18 protein-coding genes are annotated in these 18,532 nt (G+C 39.9%); 12 read left to right on the top strand and 6 right to left on the bottom strand.

Annotation, left to right across the window (positions count from 1 at the left end; genetic code table 11):
- Positions 1–48 precede the first annotated feature (48 nt).
- The 4 genes from prmC to ACTF5Q_RS09490 all read right to left on the bottom strand — a co-directional run bounded on the left by prmC (position 49) and on the right by ACTF5Q_RS09490 (position 4,156).
- Positions 49–879: a peptide chain release factor N(5)-glutamine methyltransferase gene (gene prmC / locus ACTF5Q_RS09505; RefSeq protein WP_438954376.1), complete on the bottom strand. Its 831-nt coding sequence runs from the start codon at positions 877–879 to the stop codon at positions 49–51.
- Positions 876–1,931 carry a peptide chain release factor 1 gene (gene prfA, locus ACTF5Q_RS09500; RefSeq protein WP_438954375.1) on the bottom strand — a complete coding sequence of 352 codons (1,056 nt, stop codon included), beginning with the start codon at positions 1,929–1,931 and terminating at the stop codon, positions 876–878. The genes prmC and prfA overlap by 4 nt, the downstream gene beginning before the upstream one ends.
- 87 nt (positions 1,932–2,018) lie before the next feature.
- Positions 2,019–2,987, bottom strand: a complete 969-nt coding sequence (gene speB / locus ACTF5Q_RS09495) for an agmatinase (protein WP_438954374.1) — start codon at positions 2,985–2,987, stop codon at positions 2,019–2,021.
- 2 nt (positions 2,988–2,989) lie between these two features.
- On the bottom strand, positions 2,990–4,156 hold the full coding sequence (locus tag ACTF5Q_RS09490; protein ID WP_438954373.1) for a M20 aminoacylase family protein: 1,167 nt from the start codon (positions 4,154–4,156) through the stop codon (positions 2,990–2,992).
- 62 nt (positions 4,157–4,218) lie between these two features.
- Between ACTF5Q_RS09490 and mazG the strand changes: the two genes are divergently transcribed.
- The 5 genes from mazG (at position 4,219) to eno (ending at position 9,343) form a co-directional block, all read left to right on the top strand.
- Complete coding sequence (gene mazG / locus ACTF5Q_RS09485) at positions 4,219–5,034, top strand: nucleoside triphosphate pyrophosphohydrolase (RefSeq protein WP_438954372.1); 816 nt, start codon at positions 4,219–4,221, stop codon at positions 5,032–5,034.
- A 17-nt stretch (positions 5,035–5,051) separates the two neighbouring features.
- Entirely contained in the window at positions 5,052–6,014 is a 963-nt protein-coding gene (locus tag ACTF5Q_RS09480; protein ID WP_438954371.1) for a nucleoside hydrolase, read from the top strand.
- A 4-nt stretch (positions 6,015–6,018) separates the two neighbouring features.
- Positions 6,019–7,422 (top strand): protein adenylyltransferase SelO, encoded by a 1,404-nt coding sequence (locus ACTF5Q_RS09475; protein ID WP_438954370.1) that lies wholly within the window; start codon positions 6,019–6,021, stop codon positions 7,420–7,422.
- Positions 7,423–7,556: 134 nt separating this feature from the next.
- Positions 7,557–7,970 carry a Fur family transcriptional regulator gene (locus tag ACTF5Q_RS09470; RefSeq protein ID WP_438954369.1) on the top strand — a complete coding sequence of 138 codons (414 nt, stop codon included), beginning with the start codon at positions 7,557–7,559 and terminating at the stop codon, positions 7,968–7,970.
- 98 nt (positions 7,971–8,068) lie between these two features.
- Positions 8,069–9,343, top strand: coding sequence for a phosphopyruvate hydratase (gene eno, locus ACTF5Q_RS09465; RefSeq protein WP_438954368.1), 1,275 nt, complete (start codon positions 8,069–8,071; stop codon positions 9,341–9,343).
- 62 nt (positions 9,344–9,405) lie between these two features.
- Here eno and ACTF5Q_RS09460 read toward each other — a convergent pair whose 3' ends face one another.
- Complete coding sequence (locus ACTF5Q_RS09460; RefSeq protein ID WP_438954367.1) at positions 9,406–9,945, bottom strand: RSP_2648 family PIN domain-containing protein; 540 nt, start codon at positions 9,943–9,945, stop codon at positions 9,406–9,408.
- Complete coding sequence (locus ACTF5Q_RS09455) at positions 9,942–11,129, bottom strand: class I SAM-dependent rRNA methyltransferase (protein ID WP_438954366.1); 1,188 nt, start codon at positions 11,127–11,129, stop codon at positions 9,942–9,944. Before ACTF5Q_RS09455 ends, ACTF5Q_RS09460 begins: the two co-directional genes overlap by 4 nt.
- A 193-nt stretch (positions 11,130–11,322) precedes the next feature.
- On the opposite strand from ACTF5Q_RS09455, the gene edd reads away from it, so the two are divergent.
- From edd to ACTF5Q_RS09420, 7 genes are all read left to right on the top strand, one after another.
- A complete protein-coding gene (edd, locus tag ACTF5Q_RS09450) occupies positions 11,323–13,125 on the top strand; it encodes a phosphogluconate dehydratase (protein ID WP_438954365.1) in 1,803 nt (600 codons plus the stop codon).
- Between the two features lie 11 nt (positions 13,126–13,136).
- The gene (gene eda / locus ACTF5Q_RS09445; protein ID WP_438954364.1) at positions 13,137–13,793 is read left to right on the top strand and encodes a bifunctional 4-hydroxy-2-oxoglutarate aldolase/2-dehydro-3-deoxy-phosphogluconate aldolase; all 657 of its coding nucleotides are present in this window, start codon (positions 13,137–13,139) and stop codon (positions 13,791–13,793) included.
- Between the two features lie 82 nt (positions 13,794–13,875).
- Positions 13,876–14,907 (top strand): alanine racemase, encoded by a 1,032-nt coding sequence (gene alr / locus ACTF5Q_RS09440; RefSeq protein WP_438954363.1) that lies wholly within the window; start codon positions 13,876–13,878, stop codon positions 14,905–14,907.
- A gap of 10 nt (positions 14,908–14,917) precedes the next feature.
- Entirely contained in the window at positions 14,918–15,691 is a 774-nt protein-coding gene (locus ACTF5Q_RS09435) for an MlaE family ABC transporter permease (protein ID WP_438954362.1), read from the top strand.
- Entirely contained in the window at positions 15,688–16,431 is a 744-nt protein-coding gene (locus tag ACTF5Q_RS09430; RefSeq protein WP_438954361.1) for an ABC transporter ATP-binding protein, read from the top strand. Before ACTF5Q_RS09435 ends, ACTF5Q_RS09430 begins: the two co-directional genes overlap by 4 nt.
- 69 nt (positions 16,432–16,500) lie before the next feature.
- On the top strand, positions 16,501–17,901 hold the full coding sequence (gene radA, locus ACTF5Q_RS09425) for a DNA repair protein RadA (protein ID WP_438954360.1): 1,401 nt from the start codon (positions 16,501–16,503) through the stop codon (positions 17,899–17,901).
- Complete coding sequence (locus ACTF5Q_RS09420) at positions 17,888–18,439, top strand: CvpA family protein (RefSeq protein WP_438954359.1); 552 nt, start codon at positions 17,888–17,890, stop codon at positions 18,437–18,439. The genes radA and ACTF5Q_RS09420 overlap by 14 nt, the downstream gene beginning before the upstream one ends.
- Positions 18,440–18,532 lie beyond the last annotated feature (93 nt).

The following is an 18,532-nucleotide window of genomic DNA, read 5'->3' as shown; positions in this document are numbered from 1 at the left end:
TAAATATTAAATTTTATTGAAAACTCGTCGTCATGTGACTGGCGACCACTAAGCTGCTTCTGCCGATAGCACTCTATCTCTTGACCCAAGATCTTTGTGGACCTTGATTTTGGAAAAACCAGCCCCAGCTAAAAGGGTTTTTACAGGTTCAGCCTGTGAATATCCAATTTCAAGAACAATTTGACCATTTTTTATCAATTTTTCTTTAGCGTTCGATATTATCTGACGATACGAATCCAACCCATCTCCTCCTGGCGTCAATGAGATTTTTGGGTCATAGTCGATAACTTCATTACCTAACTCATTGTATTCTTTTGCAGAGATATACGGAGGATTTGAGACAATTATATCAAATCGACCACTAATTTTACTTAACCAATCAGATTGCATAAGCGTCAAACGATTTTGAACGCCATGTATTTTCGAATTCCTTGCTGCAGTTTCCAATGCTAGTTCAGAAATATCGGTAGCAACACAAGTTGCGTCAATACGCTCTGCCAAAACTGTGATGGCAATAGCGCCACTTCCAGTACCGAGTTCTAGCATAGTCTTGAATTTATTTTCCAACACCACTTCGACCAGAGTTTCCGTATCCCCGCGGGGATCTAAAACATTCTCATTAACTTCAAAATTCCTACCCCAGAAGGCGCGATAACCAATAATTTTGGAAACTGGTTTCCGTTTGCAGCGCTCATCAACCATTCTCCAAAATTTTGAAATTTCATCTTTAGAAAGGAAACTATCATCAAGAAGATTAAGTTTATGGACTTCTACGCCCAAACAGTTCGCTAACAATAATCTGGCGTCTCTTGTAGGGTTTTCGATGCCACAGTCACGCAATTTACCTTGACTTGCTAATACTAATGCCCGAACTATCATCCGTTAATTTCAGCAAGCATCTTTGCCTGCGCATCTGCCAGAAGGGCATCAATGGTTTCGTCTAAACCTCCAGCAAGAATTTGATCTAACTTATAAAGAGTTAGATTGATTCTGTGATCGGTCATTCGTCCTTGCGGGAAATTATAAGTTCTAATTCTTTCCGATCTGTCTCCAGATCCAACTTGAATTTTTCGGTTTTCTGATCTCTCACTGTCAACACGTTGCCGCTCTAAATCAAATAATCGAGTTTTTAAAACTTGAAGCGCTATTTCACGATTTCTATGTTGAGACTTTTCAGAACTTGTAACTACTATACCAGTAGGCAGATGTGTGATCCGTACAGCTGAATCTGTAGTATTTACATGCTGCCCACCCGCCCCTGAGCTTCTCATTGTATCTATTCTTAAGTCATTACTATTTATCTCTATATCTACGTCCTCAGCCTCGGGTAGAACTGCGACGGTTGCCGCAGAAGTATGTATTCTTCCACCGCTCTCAGTTTCTGGAACTCTTTGCACTCTGTGCACACCACTTTCATACTTTAGACGCGCAAAAACTCCATCGCCCTTAATATGCGCTACAACTTCTTTTATTCCACCGAGTTCCGTATGCTGCTGTTCAATCATATCAAACGACCAATTATTTATCTCAGCATATCGTTGATACATCCTTAATAAGTTTCCAGCGAACAAAGCCGCCTCATCACCTCCCGTGCCGGGCCGTATCTCTAAAATAGCAGGACGAGCATCTGCATTATCCTTGGGGAGTAATGCGAGTTGCAAATTTTGTTCGGTTTTCGGTATTTTTTCTTTTAAATTAAAAACTTCGTCCTCTGCCAATGCTTTCATGTCTGGATCAGAGACTAATTCTTTTGCTTCATCAAGCGCAATTAATAGAGCCTTATATTCATTTATTTCATCTACGACTGGGCGTAATTCAGCGTATTCACGAGATATTTTTGCAATATCCGCACCCGAAAGTTCTTCATTCAGTTTCGCTTCTAAAAACTGAAACCGAGAAACAATTTGGTCAAGTCGATCAATCGGTAGCATCAGTCTCTATTGCATCTATTGAAATTATTGGTCAAGGAGTTTACTAGGTTATTTTAATTTTTTAAGTTGCTTAGCTTTTCATTCTGCTCAGCGCTTTTTGTTCCAACCCCAAATACCGATTAGCTCATGAACCGCATGCGCACCTGCGATTGCTGTCGCACCTGACAAATCATACTGAGGAGCAACTTCTACCACATCTCCTCCTACCATATTTATACCAGCAAGATCCCGTAAAATAATTGAAGCTTGGATAGAGGATAATCCACCCCATACAGGGGTACCTGTGCCTGGAGCATATGCAGGATCCAAACAATCAATGTCAAAAGTTAAATAGGTGGGAGTGTCACCCAATATCGATTTTATTTTTTCCGCAGTCTTACCTGGACCAATCTCAAAAACTTCCCTTGCGTCGATTATATTTACGCCCAATGTATCAGAGTTATAAGTTCTAATTCCAACCTGAACAGATTTTTTTGGATCAATTAATCCCTGTTTCACGGCTTTATAAAACATTGTTCCATGGTCAATACGATGCATGTCATCATCAGGCCATGTATCTGAGTGAGCGTCAAACTGTAATAAAGCCAGCGGCTTTCCATACTTTTTCCTATAGGCCTTTAATATCGGGTATGATATGAAATGGTCACCGCCGAGCGAAATACATCCGCTACATTTGCCTAGTATAGTGCTAATGTGGTCTTCTAAAATCTGAGGAAACTCACTTACTTTGGCATAATCATATGCGATATCTCCATAATCGACCATGGATATCTCTGACATTGGATCGAAATCCTCCCACCCGTATATGGGATCAAATGGCTGTAAAGTTGACGCTTCCCTTATTGCGCGTGGACCAAAACGCGACCCGGGCCGATTGGTAACGGCTTGATCAAATGGGATTCCAGTAATTGCTAAATCAACATTATTTAACTCTTTTGTATACTTTAAACGTAAGAATGAAGTAGCCCCACCAAATGCATTCTCAAAGGACTGTCCAGTGTAACTATCCCTTGTAAATGCCCGATCTACCTGTTTTTCCGCATCTTTCAAACCCAATTTTATCTCCCTAGCGGTTGTGACATTTCAACCAGTCTTGCAAAAAATGATGCACCATAAACGGATGCGTCATCATTAAAATCATAATTTGTATTGTGAAGACCTGCAGCCTCCCCAATACCTAAAAACAAATAAGCCCCAGGTCTTTTTTCCAAAAGATAGGAAAAATCTTCTGCTCCCATTTCCTGACCAGCGTTATCATCAACCATGTTAACACCCGAGATATCTTCAGCTGCTAGTGCGGCAGTCTTGACATTCTCAGGACTATTTATAGTTGGAGGATATCCTTTTTCATATCGCAATTTGCACTCAAGCCCAAAACTCTGGGCATGCCCTGAAACAATCTCTTCCATTCTTTTGATTACTAATTCCTGCACTTTTTTATCAAAGGTGCGCACAGTACCGTTGATGTAAGCATTTTGGGGAGTAACATTATCAGTACTTCCCGCATGAATTTGTGTAACCGAAACCACTAATTTATCGTTTGGATCACGACTTCTGGAAACAATTGTTTGAAAAGTTTGAACAATTCCAATCGCAGCAGTTATTGGATCCTTTGTCTCATGTGGATAAGCCCCATGACCTCCCACTCCAACAACATCAATATGAAATTTATCTGCTCCAGCCATTATGGGGCCAGGCATTGTATAAAATTTTCCCAATTCAACGTCTGGAGTATTATGAATGGCATATACATTTTTAATGTCAAACCGATCCAAAATTCCCTCTTCCACCATAATACGTCCACCACCCTCGTTTTCCTCAGCCGGTTGAAATATTAAAGCAACTCTACCAGAAAAATTTCTAGTCTCACTTAGGTACCGTGCAGCCCCCAATAGCATTGTCGTATGACCATCATGCCCACATGCATGCATTAACCCCGGGTTATTTGACGAATACTCCAAATTAGTTGTTTCTGTCATAGGAAGCGCGTCAATATCAGCCCGCAGGCCAATTGTATCACCATCGTCTTTTCCATCAATAATGGCTACTAACCCTGATTTTGCAATCCCAGTGTGAATTTTATCAATGCCAAACTCCCGAAGTCTCGCCTCAATAAAAGATGCAGTCTCATGGCAATTTAACCCTAACTCAGGGTTTTGATGAATATTTCGTCGCCATTTTTTCATATCTTCGTCAAATGCAGCAATACGATTGACTATTGGCATATCTGGACTCCTTTGACTTTAACGTTCAAAATGTATCAGACAAAAAAAGCCACGAGGACGCAATGCCTTTCAACGAGAAAATTATCAATGGACGAAATGGAGATATTACGACTTTGGTTGAAATAATGCGTGCATTGCGAGATCCTGAAACAGGTTGTCCATGGGACATAGAACAAACATTTGAGAGCATATCGCCTTACACAATTGAAGAAGCGTACGAAGTTGCTGATGCAATAGACAGAAAAGACTGGGACAGTTTGAAAACTGAACTCGGAGACTTATTGCTACAATCAATCTATCATTCCCAGATAGCTTCAGAAAAAGAATATTTTAATTTTTACGATGTCGTTAGAGAGATTTCAGAAAAAATGATTTCTCGGCATCCTCATGTCTTTGGAGATAGCAAAGAAAATAAAACTGCAAAACAACAAGTTGAGGATTGGGAAAGTATAAAGGCGTCAGAGAGAAAGTTGAAAAAGCAAGGGAAAGTACTTGAAGACGTAGCCCTCAACCTACCTGCTTTAGTACGCGCAATGAAACTTCAAAAACGGGCTGCACGCGTGGGTTTTGATTGGCCAAGTTACAAGAATGTATTGGACAAAATCATCGAAGAAGCGCAAGAGCTTGCTGAAGCCGCGGCCAAAGGAAACTCGGCAGATGTAGAGGAGGAGTATGGCGACTTGCTTTTTGCTTTTGTAAATTTGGGCCGACATTTGAATATTGAGCCCGAAGTTGCGTTAAAAAGAACAAATAATAAATTCATAGAAAGGTTTGAATTCATCGAAATAGAGCTTGCAAATAAAGGAAAGAGCCCAAAAGACTCCTCTTTAGAAGAGATGGATGGCTTATGGGAAAAAGCAAAAAAATCAGGTAAATAATTAGATATATGGAGACGATGTTGGGCGCTCAAAAAATAATAATTGATACAGATCCCGGTCAAGACGATGCTGTCGCTATTTTGCTTGCACTGGCAAGTCCTGATGAGATAGAAGTTTTGGGCATTACCGCAGTAGCGGGTAACGTACCACTTTCTTTAACCGAAAAAAATGCTCGAATTGTATGTGAATTGGCAGGGAGATCCGATATCGGTGTTTATGCCGGATGTGCTCACCCGTTGAAAAGAAAACTTGTTACAGCAGAACATGTACATGGAAAAACAGGCCTCGATGGACCTGAATTACCGGAGCCAAAGATAAAATTGAAAGAAAAACATGGTGTTAATTTTATAATTGATACATTGATGCAAGAGCCTGCAAATTCTGTATCACTTTGTCCATTGGGGCCTCTGACTAATATTGCCACTGCAATGTTGAAGGAGCCAAGAATTACTCCACGAATAAAACAAATTGTTTTAATGGGGGGAGCATACTTTGAAGTTGGGAATATTACGCCAGCGGCGGAATTTAATATTTTTGTAGATCCCGATGCAGCAAAGATTGTTTTCGCCTCTGGAATTGAAATAGTAGTGATGCCTCTAGATGTGACGCACAAAGCTCTTGTAACAACTCAACGGAATGAAGCTTTCAGGCAACTGAAAACTCCTGTTGGAGTGGCAGTTGCTGAAATGACAGATTTCTTTGAAAGATTTGACAAAGAAAAATATGGTTCAACCGGGGCTCCTTTGCATGATCCATGCGTTACCGCATATTTGATCGATCCAACGATATTTTCAGGTAGAAAAATCAATGTAGAGATAGAGACAGAGTCAGAATTAACTTTGGGTATGACTGTAGCAGATTGGTGGCGTGTCACCGATCGAGAAGCTAATGCTTTTTTTGTTGGAGACTTGGATACTAATAAATTTTTCAGTCTACTAACAAATCGATTAGGAAGATTGCCGCTAAACGGCATTAGTTAGGTAAATGAATAGATTTGAAAACAGCTACGCTCTTCTTCCTGAAAACTTTTATTCGATAACGCCACCAACACCGGTTGCGAATCCTAAATTGTTGAAGTGGAATACGGAACTGGCGCAAGATTTAGGACTTAAATTTGAAAGTTTGCACGAAAAAGAAAATATTTTTTCTGGTAATCTTCCTCTGAATGGTACTCCGATAGCACAAAAATACGCCGGGCATCAATTTGGACAATTTAATCCTGATCTTGGGGATGGACGCGCACATTTATTAACGGAAGTAATATCTCCTAATGGTGAGAGATACGATATAGCTCTTAAGGGTTCGGGCAAAACACCGTATTCACGAGGTGGGGATGGTCGAGCATGGTTAGGACCCATTCTTAGAGAGTATATTGTAAGCGAGGCAATGCACAACTTGGGGATTCCTACAACCCGCTCCCTAGCAATTGTAAGCTCCGGCGAACCTGTATATCGGGAAGCAAAAATGCCAGGAGCGATAATTACTCGCATTGCTAAAAGCCATATTAGAATAGGAACATTCCAATGGTTTGCTGCGATATCAGATATTAAAAACCTAAAAATCTTATTAGATTATTCGATTAAACGTCACTATCCTGATGCAAGCAGTACAGCAGAATTTTTACGAGCTGTTTCTTTAAAGCAAGCCCGATTAGTAGCTGAATGGATGAGAGTAGGATTTATCCATGGCGTTATGAATACTGATAATTGTCTTATTTCAGGCGAAACGATAGACTATGGGCCTTGTGCATTTATGGACGAGTATAATCCTGATAAAGTTTTCTCTTCAATAGACAACTTTGGTAGATATTCTTTTTCTAATCAATCGAAAGTTATTATTTGGAACCTAGCCCAACTAGCCAGCGCTCTATTAATGCTTCACGATGATGATCAAAATACTTTGGAAATTTTTCAAGAAATTATCAATGAAACCTCTACATATTTGTCTAAAGAGTATTACACGCAATTTGCCTCTAAATTGGGAATTGTAACCCCTGACGATAAAGATAAACGGTTAGTTGATGACCTGCTAACAATTTTAGCTGGAGAAACTGCAGATTTTACTAACTTTTTCTCAAAAATTACAAATGACGAGAAGCCTTTCAAATTTATGATGAAAACCCCATATTTAACATGGGAAAAAAAATGGCAAAATCGTGTAAAAAGCATACCCGATGCAAAGCCAACCATGAGGCAGGCAAACCCGGTAATTATTCCACGTAATCACATTGTAGAAAAAGCTATTCAGTCTGCTCTTTCAGGTGACTTTGAACCTTTTTATAGTCTGAATAAAGCACTACAAAAACCTTATGATTACACAGGGCAGTGCAATTTTCTAAACGCGCCAAAGGAAGATGAAAAGGTTACTGCTACTTTCTGCGGTACGTAAGGATTGTTGGTCTTGCTTTGGCTAAATAAGTAAATTCCAACTGAATTTAAATTGTATTTCAAATTTTCTTTTCTGCCTGTTAAGCTCAAGAGAAGACAACACAAAAACCATTTCTACCGATTATTGAGGCAATTATGAGCCATACAATTTTAGACCGATGCGAAATAAAAGGGTTACGGATGACAAATCAGCGAAAAATTATCGCTGAAATAATAGAAAACTCATTTGATCATCCCGACGTAGAGGAACTCTACAACCGCGCCTCAGCTATCGATGACTCCATATCTATTGCTACTGTTTATAGAACAGTTAAATTGTTTGAAGAAAGTGGCATTCTGGACAAACTCGAGTTTGGGGATGGTCGAGCAAGATATGAAAATGCTGACCGAGAACATCATGATCATCTAATCGATATTAACTCCGGAAAAGTTATAGAATTTGTAGATAATGAGATTGAAAAATTGCAAGAATTAATTGCCCTTCGCCTCGGTTATGAACTTCGAGGTCATAAGCTAGAACTCTATGGTGTGCCAATAAAGAAGGCATAATTAGTAGAGTTTAATAAATCCTTTACTGAACATTGTATTTACGTGAGCGCTAGAATAAGGCTAAAGCGGTAAATTCAGCCAATTTTTGAAAGTCAAATATGTTTAATATTAATCAGATCAAAGCTCGTGAAATTTTGGATAGTCGCGGCAACCCAACTCTTGAAGTTGACGTCACCCTTGAAAACGGCACTGTTGGTCGCGCAGCAGTTCCTTCTGGAGCCTCAACGGGAGCTCACGAAGCGGTTGAACTTCGTGATAATGATAAGGCACGATTCAAGGGTAAAGGCGTTTTAAAAGCGGTAGAAAACGTAAACAAAGACTTAGCTACAGAACTTATCGGACTAAATGCAAAAGATCAAAAAAGCATTGATCAAAAAATGATTGATTTGGATGGTACAGAAAACAAATCAAGGCTCGGCGCAAATGCAATTTTGGGTATTTCTTTGGCGATTGCAAAAGCTGCTGCCACTTGCAGTAATCAGTCGCTATATAGATATATTGGCGGCGAGCGTGCAAGAGTTCTTCCTGTTCCAATGATGAATATTATTAACGGCGGGGAACATGCAGACAATCCAATAGACATTCAAGAGTTTATGATTATGCCAATAGGTGCAAAAAATATTAAAGAAGCTATCCGCATGGGCTCGGAGGTATTTCACACTTTAAAAGCCGAATTGAGTTCATCTGGCCTATCAACCAGTGTTGGCGACGAAGGTGGCTTTGCACCAAATATCAGTTCTACCAGAGATGCGCTTGATTTCATTTTAAAGTCCATTGAAAATGCAGGATACAAGGCAGGCGAAAATATTTATCTGGCATTGGACTGCGCTTCAACAGAATACTTTTGCGATGGGAAATATCATTTGTCAGGAGAAGGTAAAGTCCTCGGCTCGAAAGATAATGCCGCCTACCTAGCCGACTTGGTTGCAGACTATCCGATAATTTCAATAGAAGACGGTATGGCTGAGGATGACTGGGAAGGTTGGGCAATCTTAACTAACGAACTAGGGGACAAGATACAACTTGTGGGAGATGATTTATTTGTAACCAATCCTAGGAGGTTGAAGAAAGGAATTGAAAAGTCTTGTGCAAACTCAATGTTGGTGAAAGTTAATCAAATAGGAACACTTACAGAGACACTTGAAGCCGTAGATTTGGCACATAGAGCTAATTATACAAATGTGATGAGCCACAGATCTGGTGAGACGGAAGATACGACTATTGCTGATTTAGCTGTTGCAACGAACTGCGGTCAAATTAAAACGGGATCTCTGGCTCGATCCGACAGATTGGCGAAATACAATCAGTTAATTAGGATCGAAGAAGACTTGGGAGGTTTTGCAAAATACGCCGGCAGATCAATATTAAAGTAATATTATGTCAATTTTAACTAAAGTTTATTAGCGGTTTTTATAAATTCTGCGTCCATTAAGTATTAACGAAATAATTTGCTAAGCCTGTTCAGCTTCGCCTTTTTTAAAAGACGATACTCACTTAACTTATTGGCATTATTTTTATTAAAATCATTCAGAATACTAATAACAAAGCCTGCGATCAGATTAAAATTATCAAGTGCTTCGCGGTATAACAATTCATCCGGATGCACACCTCTTATTCCATATTTTTTTAACTCGTAATTTGGGAAATCCCTCAAGTTGAGTGTTACTATGGTATTTGCGTTACCTTCAATAGCTGCTGCTAAAACATGAATATCATCTTTATCAGGCAAATATAATTTTGGGATGTGCTTTTCATAATCATTTACCATGGATTTTGGATATTTCGATTTAAGGATCGCTATTTCTGCTTCTGTTTGGGCTTTAGCCTCTAAATTTATTTTTTTCGACGCGCGCCGCCATTCTTCGAAAATTTGTTCAGTCCAAATTAAATCCCATTTCTGCTCTCCCGAAACGCTAATAAGAAGATTTCGAATTACCGTCGGATATAGAACGCATGCATCAAGTAAAAGTTTCATAATCTAAAAACTAGAGACTTGAGATATGAATTATCCAAAAGTTGGAGATGTATAGGGTGATCGGCTGCTGCAAAGCCAGTATGAATTAATTGAGCACGCCGACCTGCCCTACCAATGCCTCTAACACATGCATTTCTGAACTTTGTTAGATCAGCAAGTTGACTACAGGAACAGAGGACTAGAATTCCATTCTCGCGCACCAAACTGGAACCTAACTTTGCTATTTTCTCATATGCTCTCAAACCACTGTTGAGAGATTTACGAGATGTGACAAATGCCGGTGGATCACAGATTACTATATCATAAGAGTTATCAGACTCTAAAAGTTTCCTCAAAACCGAAAAAGCGTCACCTCTGATAATATTTATTTTACTCGATGCCATCATTTCAGAGGCACCCTCCCTGACCAAGTCCAGTGCATTTGCTGAACTATCGACAAATGAAACTTTGGACGCACCGGCAGCAATGGCTGCCAACCCAAAACCACCTACGTGGCAGAATACATCTAATACTGTTTTTCCATTAGCCAAACTTGCGACAAATTTGTGATTCTGCCTTTGATCATAAAATAAACCCGTTTTTTGCCCCTCATGAACATCCGCTTTATATATCGCTCCATTCATTGGAACTGAAATTGCCGCTTCTGGAAGATCACCAAAAAATACTGAGTTTTTATCATCCAAACCTTCTAACCTCCTTGAACGCCCAGATGCATTTTTTATAACAACATCAATGCTGCAAACTTCCTTGATCGAATTTGCAATAATTTCACTCATATTCTCAGCCCAAAATGCATTTGGTTGCATAACAATAACTTTATCAAAACGATCAACAATCAATCCTGGGAGCTCGTCTGCCTCCGCGTTGACAAGTCGATAAAATGGGTCTCTGAATATCTCTTTTCTCTTAGCTAACGCTTTAGAAATTCTATCTTTTAACCAATAGGCATTGATTATAGTTTCAAGATTATAATCCATTACTCTGGCAAAAATTTTTGAATTCGGATTAACAGTAACGAGGCAAATAGGGTTTTTGTTGTAATCAACAAGAGTACAGAACGAACCAGGCAAAAGTGACTTCGTGCGACGGTCAGAGATTATTTCATTGCTGTAGATCCACGGGTAACCATAGCGAAACTTATTAGCTTCAACGCTAGCCTTCAATCTCAAATTAAATTCAGTCATACGGAAAACTTCCATTTTCTGAACAGATCAATAAAGGCTATTCGCCAAGTTTCATATAATAATCTTTTATAACTATCTAATTTTATTTATTTAAATAAAATTCTAATTACTATCTTTTTTCTTGAGTTTTATATTTTCTTAAGATAGCTCTAATTACATGTGTTAGCGCTAACATGATACAGAGATATTTAGAATGGCAATTAATAAGGTAATATTGGAAGTTACGGAGCGTATCACCCATCGCTCTCGTGAGACTAGATCAAAATATCTCCAGAATATGCAAGATCAATTAAATATAGGTCCACGTCGAGCGCACTTAACATGTGGAAATCAGGCGCACGCATATGCAAGCACATCTAAAGATAAGATGTCACTGTCCAAAACTTCAAATGGAAATATCGGAATAGTTAGCGCATATAATGACATGCTTTCCGCTCATCAGCCATTTGAAACCTACCCTGAACTCATTCGCGATACCGCACGAAAATTTGGTGGTACAGCCCAAGTGGCAGGTGGAGTACCAGCCATGTGTGACGGTGTTACGCAAGGGCAACCCGGTATGGAGCTTTCGCTTTTCTCGCGAGATGTAATTGCGTTAGCAGCATCAATTGCCCTGTCGCACAATACTTTTGATTCTTCTATTTATTTGGGGGTGTGCGATAAAATTGTGCCTGGCTTGATTATTTCAGCGGCTACTTTTGGATTTTTACCAGCTGTATTTGCTCCAGCTGGCCCAATGCCCTCCGGAATTCCAAATGACAAAAAATCTATTGTGCGACAAAAGTTTGCCACTGGAGAAATTAGTCGAGAGGAATTAATGAAAGCCGAAATGGCAAGCTATCATAGTCCCGGTACATGCACATTTTACGGGACAGCAAACTCAAATCAAATGCTTATGGAGTTTATGGGATTGCACTTACCTGGAGCTTCATTTGTTCCGCCCAATACACCTTTACGGACAGCATTAACTGAATTGGCAACAAAACGCGCATTAGATATTACAAGTTTAGGAAAAAACTTTACGCCAGCCTACGAAATTTTAGACGAAAAAGCTTTTGTGAACGGAATCGTGGGGCTCATGGCCACAGGAGGCTCGACGAATCTGGTATTACATTTGCCCGCAATGGCTAAAGCTGCGGGAATTATACTCGAACTAAGTGACTTTGACGACATCTCAGGCGTCACACCCTTGATGGCGAAAATATACCCAAACGGATTAGCCGATGTTAATCATTTTCATGCTGCAGGTGGTTTAAGTTACATGATAGCTCAGCTTTTGGAGACAGGTTATCTGCACAACGATGTGCTCACTATAATGGGACCAGGTTTGGAAGCATACACAAAAGAACCTAAATTGGTCGACGATGGGATAGAGTTTGTGCCCTCAAGCACAAAATCACATAACGAGAAGATATTAAGACCAGTAACTAACCCTTTCCAAAAATCTGGTGGAATAAAGAAATTAGAGGGAAATCTTGGGACTTGCATAATTAAAATTTCAGCCGTTCCCATGGAAAAGCAAATGGTCGAAGCGCCAGCTAGGGTTTTTGAATCTCAAGAAGAAGTTAAAACTGCTTTTAGAAACAATGAACTCAACACAGACGCTATAATCGTGGTTAGGTTCCAAGGCCCTAAGGCTAACGGAATGCCCGAACTTCACGGATTAACGCCTATACTGGCCGTGCTACAAGATAGAGGTCTAAAAGTTGCATTAATTACAGACGGCAGAATGTCGGGAGCATCGGGCAAAGTACCAGCCGCCATTCATTTGAGTCCCGAAGCTTCAAACTCAGGACCTATTTCAAAAATAAAAAATGGAGATCTGATACGTCTCGATGCCCGTTCTGGGGAATTAAATATTTTAGATGAGAACTTTGAACTACGAAAATCCAGAAAAAAAGATTTAAGTGAAAATGAGCGAGGCTTAGGCAGGGAGCTTTTTAATATTTTTCGCGAAAATGCTACCGCTGCAAAATTTGGTGGCGGGATAACATAAGTTGAGATGAGATGACTTCATACCAAGAAAATCATGATTTACTGAAAATTTGCACATTGGCGCCAGTCATACCCGTTTTGGTGGTTGATGAAACTTCAAAAGCTGTACCGCTTGCAAAAGCTTTAATAACAGGAGGTCTGAGGGTTTTAGAAGTAACCTTAAGAACGGATAATGCGCTTGCTGTGATTAAGGAAATGGTAAACAATAATGCCGAGGGAATAATTGGCGCGGGGACGCTACTATCTGAAAACGATGTCTATGCGGCTAAGAAAGCAGGAGCAAAATTTGGGGTAAGTCCCGGAGCAACAGAACAAATATTGAGAGCATGCGCTGAAGTTAGCTTGCCACTGTTACCAGGTGCGGCCACACCGTCAGAAGTAATGAGTTTACTATCAAAAGGTTATTCGGTACAAAAATTCTTTCCTGCAGAGTCAAATGGTGGCGTAAAAGCTCTAAAGTCAATCCTCGGCCCAATACCTGGCGTGAGCTTCTGTCCCACAGGAGGGGTGACCCAAACAAATGCAATTGACTATTTGTCATTGACTAATGTGCCTTGTGTTGGTGGAAGTTGGGTTGCTCCTGAAAAAAAAATCAAAGCCGCTGATTGGCATGCAATAACTGAACTAGCTCGCAGCACCCAAGCATTCAGAAAGCCGTCAGCTAGCTAACTTCTAGTACATTTATGGGTTGAGCCTTGCAATTGCCAGACTTCGAAGTAAGCTTAACGAAGCATTGACTTAGGATATGCATATGAGTTCTGCTGAACTGTATATAAATCTAACAAATATTTGCTCTAACTGGAGTGCTCTGAATAGTCTTTCTGATGGCTCCGCCGGAGCGGTAGTTAAAGCTAACGCCTATGGCCTTGGAATAAAAGAAGTGGGCATCTCACTCGCAAAAGCCGGCGCTAGAGATTTTTTTGTCGCCATCGCAGAAGAAGGAGCGGAACTCCGACGCGCAATTGGTCATGGTCCAAAAATCTATGTTTTTTCAGGCCATATGATTGGAGACACTTCTTTACTAAAGAACTTTGATTTAATACCGCTCATAAATTCTGCAGAACAACTGGCATTTCATGCAGAAAATTCAGCAGATCAGTCGATTGGCATCCAACTAGATACGGGAATGAACCGCCTTGGGATGGAAGGTGCCGAATTTGAAGCCATTAAGGACATAATTTTAAAATTAAATCCGGACCTTATAATATCACATCTAGCGTGCGCGGACGAGCCGAGCCACCCCATGAATGAGAAACAATTGAATTATTTCAATGCTATGACCGACAACATTGATTGCAAAAAATCACTTGCGGCCACTGGTGGCATTTTATTGGGAAAGCGATATCATTTCGATATGACTAGACCTGGTATAGGTTTGTATGGTGGAAACCCTTACTCTGGGTCAAAAAACGTCGTAGGACTTAAATTGCCTGTAATTCAAATTCGATCCGTTCTTCCAAATGAAACTGTTGGTTATTCTAATACTTGGACCGCAAAAGAAATTACAAAAGTCGCTACTGTAAGCTCGGGCTATGCAGATGGTATCTTTAGGTGTTTGAGCGACAAAGCAATGTTATATTACGATCAAATACCTTGCAATATAATCGGCCGCATTTCAATGGACTTAATCGGTGTAGATGTCTCTAATTGTGGTGAGAACCCAGATCACTTATGGCTCTTGAATGACATCCAATCAATTGATGATCTTGCTGATGATGCAAATTCGATTGGTTATGAAATTTTAACGGCTCTCGGACAGCGATACAATCGTAGCTACATTTAGAGACATTCAAATGAAAGTTTTACGAAATTTAGGCCAATGTGTGAATTGCTTTTTAAATAAAATAGGTAAAGTAACAGATTTTATAATCTCAATTTTTTTAAATCTAGTTACGCCGCCAATTTATGGTAGAGAGATATTAAAAGCCTTTTACCAAATTGGATGGATGTCGTTGCCAGTACTTGGATTAACCGCTCTTTTTACAGGCGGTGCACTAGCACTACAAATCTACGCTGGTGGTTCCCGGTTTAATGCAGAGCAAGTCGTTCCGGCAATCGTTGCTATCGGTATGGCACGTGAATTAGGCCCAGTTCTTGGAGGTTTAATAGTGGCAGCACGTGTGGCGAGCTCAATCGCGGCTGAAATAGGCACAATGAAAGTAACTGAACAATTGGATGCATTGACAACACTTTCCACCAATCCAATAAAATATTTAGTTGTGCCCAGGGTCCTTGCAGCAACACTTTCACTACCAGCACTGATAGCCATTGGTGACTCAATAGGTATACTGGGGGGATATCTGGTAGGCATAAATCGTTTGGATTTTAGCTCTAGTACTTATTTGGCAAGCACAGCGAGCATGCTTCAAATTTCAGATATTTTTAGTGGAATAATTAAAGGCGTTTTTTTTGGTTTTATTATAGCTCTATCGGGTTGTTTTAATGGCTTTTATGCGTCGAATGGCGCTGAGGGCGTAGGCAAAGCCACAAAATCTGCTGTCGTAGCCGCATGCGTTTTTATTTTAGCAACTAACTATATTTTGACAGAGGCTTTTTTTAATTCATGATCGAAATTAAAAACATTCACAAAACGTTTGGAAAGCAAAAGGTGCTCGACGGGGTCAATATTTTTGCACACCAAGGAAGTTCTACCGCGCTAATAGGTACTTCTGGAGGTGGTAAATCAGTAATTTTAAAAATTTTACTTGGACTTATCGAACCCGATGAAGGAGAAGTCTTCATAGATAAAGTAAAAGTCTCACATCGAGAACCTGGCCGAACTCTTTCCAGAATAGGCATGCTGTTTCAAGGCTCAGCCTTATTTGATAGCCTTCCAGTATGGCAAAATATTTGTTTTAAATTTTTAAAAGGTACCGAAAAGTTATCTAGTAAAGATGCAAAGGAGCTTGCTATTCAAAACTTAGAGAAAGTTGGCCTTAATTATAAAGTGGCGAATAAATTTCCCGCTGACTTATCGGGTGGAATGAAGAAACGGGTAGCACTAGCCAGAGCAATCGTGGGCAACCCAAAAATTATTTTATTTGACGAGCCGACTACTGGCCTTGATCCAATAATGACAAATACAATTAATAGTCTTATACGGGAAATTGTCGAAACAATGGACGTAACCACTCTTACTATTACTCACGACATTTCATCTGTGCAGCAGATATCCGATAATGTTGCTCTTTTGGACTCAGGAAGAATTCGATGGGAAGGGAAGTCCAAGGAATTAAAAGGGTCCAAAGATCCTTATGTATTTCAGTTTATAAATGGAAAACATAATGGACCAATAAACGTTAATTGATTCAAAATAATCAAATCGTTTATTTTTTATCAACTTGAATTGTATAAAAACAATTGGCACAAGTGTGACATGGCGAAAATCTCAAAATCATACTCATGCACATCTTGTGGATTAGTAACGAATAAATGGGCTGGACGCTGTGATGGTTGCGGCGATTGGAATACGATTCATGAGAGCAAAGCGCTCTCAAATGGCCCCCAAAAGGTCTCTATAGGCATTGAAAAAGGCGAAAAAATATTACTCAGTGATCTTTTACCTTCAAGCAAAAATCTTTCATACTCTAAGTCTGGGATCGCTGAATTTGATCGTGTTCTTGGGAAAGGGCTAGTGAGTTCCGCGGCAATACTGCTATCCGGTGATCCTGGCATTGGCAAATCTACAATTTTACTTCAAGCTGCGGCAAGATTTGGTGAAGCAGGACTTAAGGTTCTATATATATCGGGAGAGGAAGCAGCTTCCCAAGTAAAACTACGCGCAAAACGTTTGGGTTTATCAACTGCCCCTATCAGATTAGGCTCGGAAACTAATCTAAGGAATATACTTACAACATTTGAGGACGAAGAACCAAATCTTGTTATAATAGATTCAATTCAGACCATATGGGCTGACACAGTTGACAGTGCACCGGGCAGTGTATCACAGGTAAGATCGGCAGCATTCGAGCTTACCAATTATGCAAAACGCACGGGTGCAGCAGTAATCATGGTTGGGCACGTAACTAAAGATGGGCAAATTGCTGGACCTCGCGTAGTTGAACATATGGTCGATACAGTTTTACATTTTGAGGGAGAACGAGGCCATCAATTTAGAATTTTAAGAGCTGTAAAAAATAGGTTTGGCCCAGTTGATGAAATTGGCGTATTCGAGATGGCATCGGAGGGGTTAGCTCAAGTTAAAAACCCATCAGAGCTCTTCTTATCCGAAAGAGGTAAAAACATACCAGGCTCAGTGGTTTTTGCAGGTATTGAGGGCACCAGACCAATCTTAGTAGAGTTTCAGGCTCTGGTAACACCCTCAACGCTTGGGCAGCCCCGCCGAAACGTTATTGGCTGGGATGGAAACCGATTATCGATGGTTCTAGCTGTATTAGAATCTCGTTGTGGTATAAGTTTTGCCAACCACGATGTATATTTGAATATCGCCGGTGGAATAAAAATAAATGAGCCCGCAGCGGATTTAGCAGTTGCAGCTGCAATTTTTTCTGCAAAGGAAGATATTATTTTCCCAATAAACACTGTTTTTTTTGGAGAGATTAGTCTATCAGGGGCTGTTCGCCAGGTTAGCCAAGTGGACAATAGACTAAAAGAGGCTCAAACGTTAGGATTTAGCGAAGCGATAACTGCGCCGCGAAACAAAAAAAAGCCCAAAGATGGAATAAATATTCGAGAGACAGTCAATCTCCGCGATTTTGTAAATATGATGCATAAATATAAAGATTCAACTGAGGGATTGGGCGATGGAAAGCCTTAATATTGTAGACGGAATTGTCATAATAATAGTTTTGATTTCTGCGATACTTGCATATGCTCGCGGTGTCACGCGGGAAGTAATGGCAATAATGGGATGGATTTTCTCATCTATAATATCTTTCATTTTTGCACCATTAACTACTCCATTAATCAAAGAAATCCCTTTACTTGGACCAATATTAGCTGACAGCTGTGAATTGGCAATAATTGCGGCATTTGCCAGTGTATTTGCGCTGAGCCTGCTTATATTTTCATTTTTTACACCACTTTTAAGCACCGTTATAAACAAGACCCGTCTGACAAAAATTGACCAAGCTTTAGGGTTTGTTTTTGGGATACTTCGTGGTCTCTTTTTGGTTGCAATTACCTTCTTTGCTTACCTTGCCATACTGGGAGAGAATGCACTCCCTCAAATCGATGCTAGTAAAAGCGCATTGATATTTGAGGACATGATAGCTTCAATTAAAGAACAAAACCCCGAAAAAGCCTTAGGCTGGATCATTGAAAAATACGAAATATTAGTGAAAACATGCGAATAGACGATAAGAATTGCATTCAATTATCCTGCTCAAATCAAATAATTTTTAATTTGAAAATTTTAGAGCTCAAATTATTGATCAGTGGTCAGGAGA

Source organism: Candidatus Salinivivens marinus, from assembly GCF_965655845.1.
Lineage (GTDB): Bacteria > Pseudomonadota > Alphaproteobacteria > Rhodobacterales > Rhodobacteraceae > Salinivivens > Salinivivens marinus.
The sequence above is the reverse complement of the archived record's forward strand: the minus strand, read 5'-3'. Positions and strand labels throughout refer to the sequence as shown.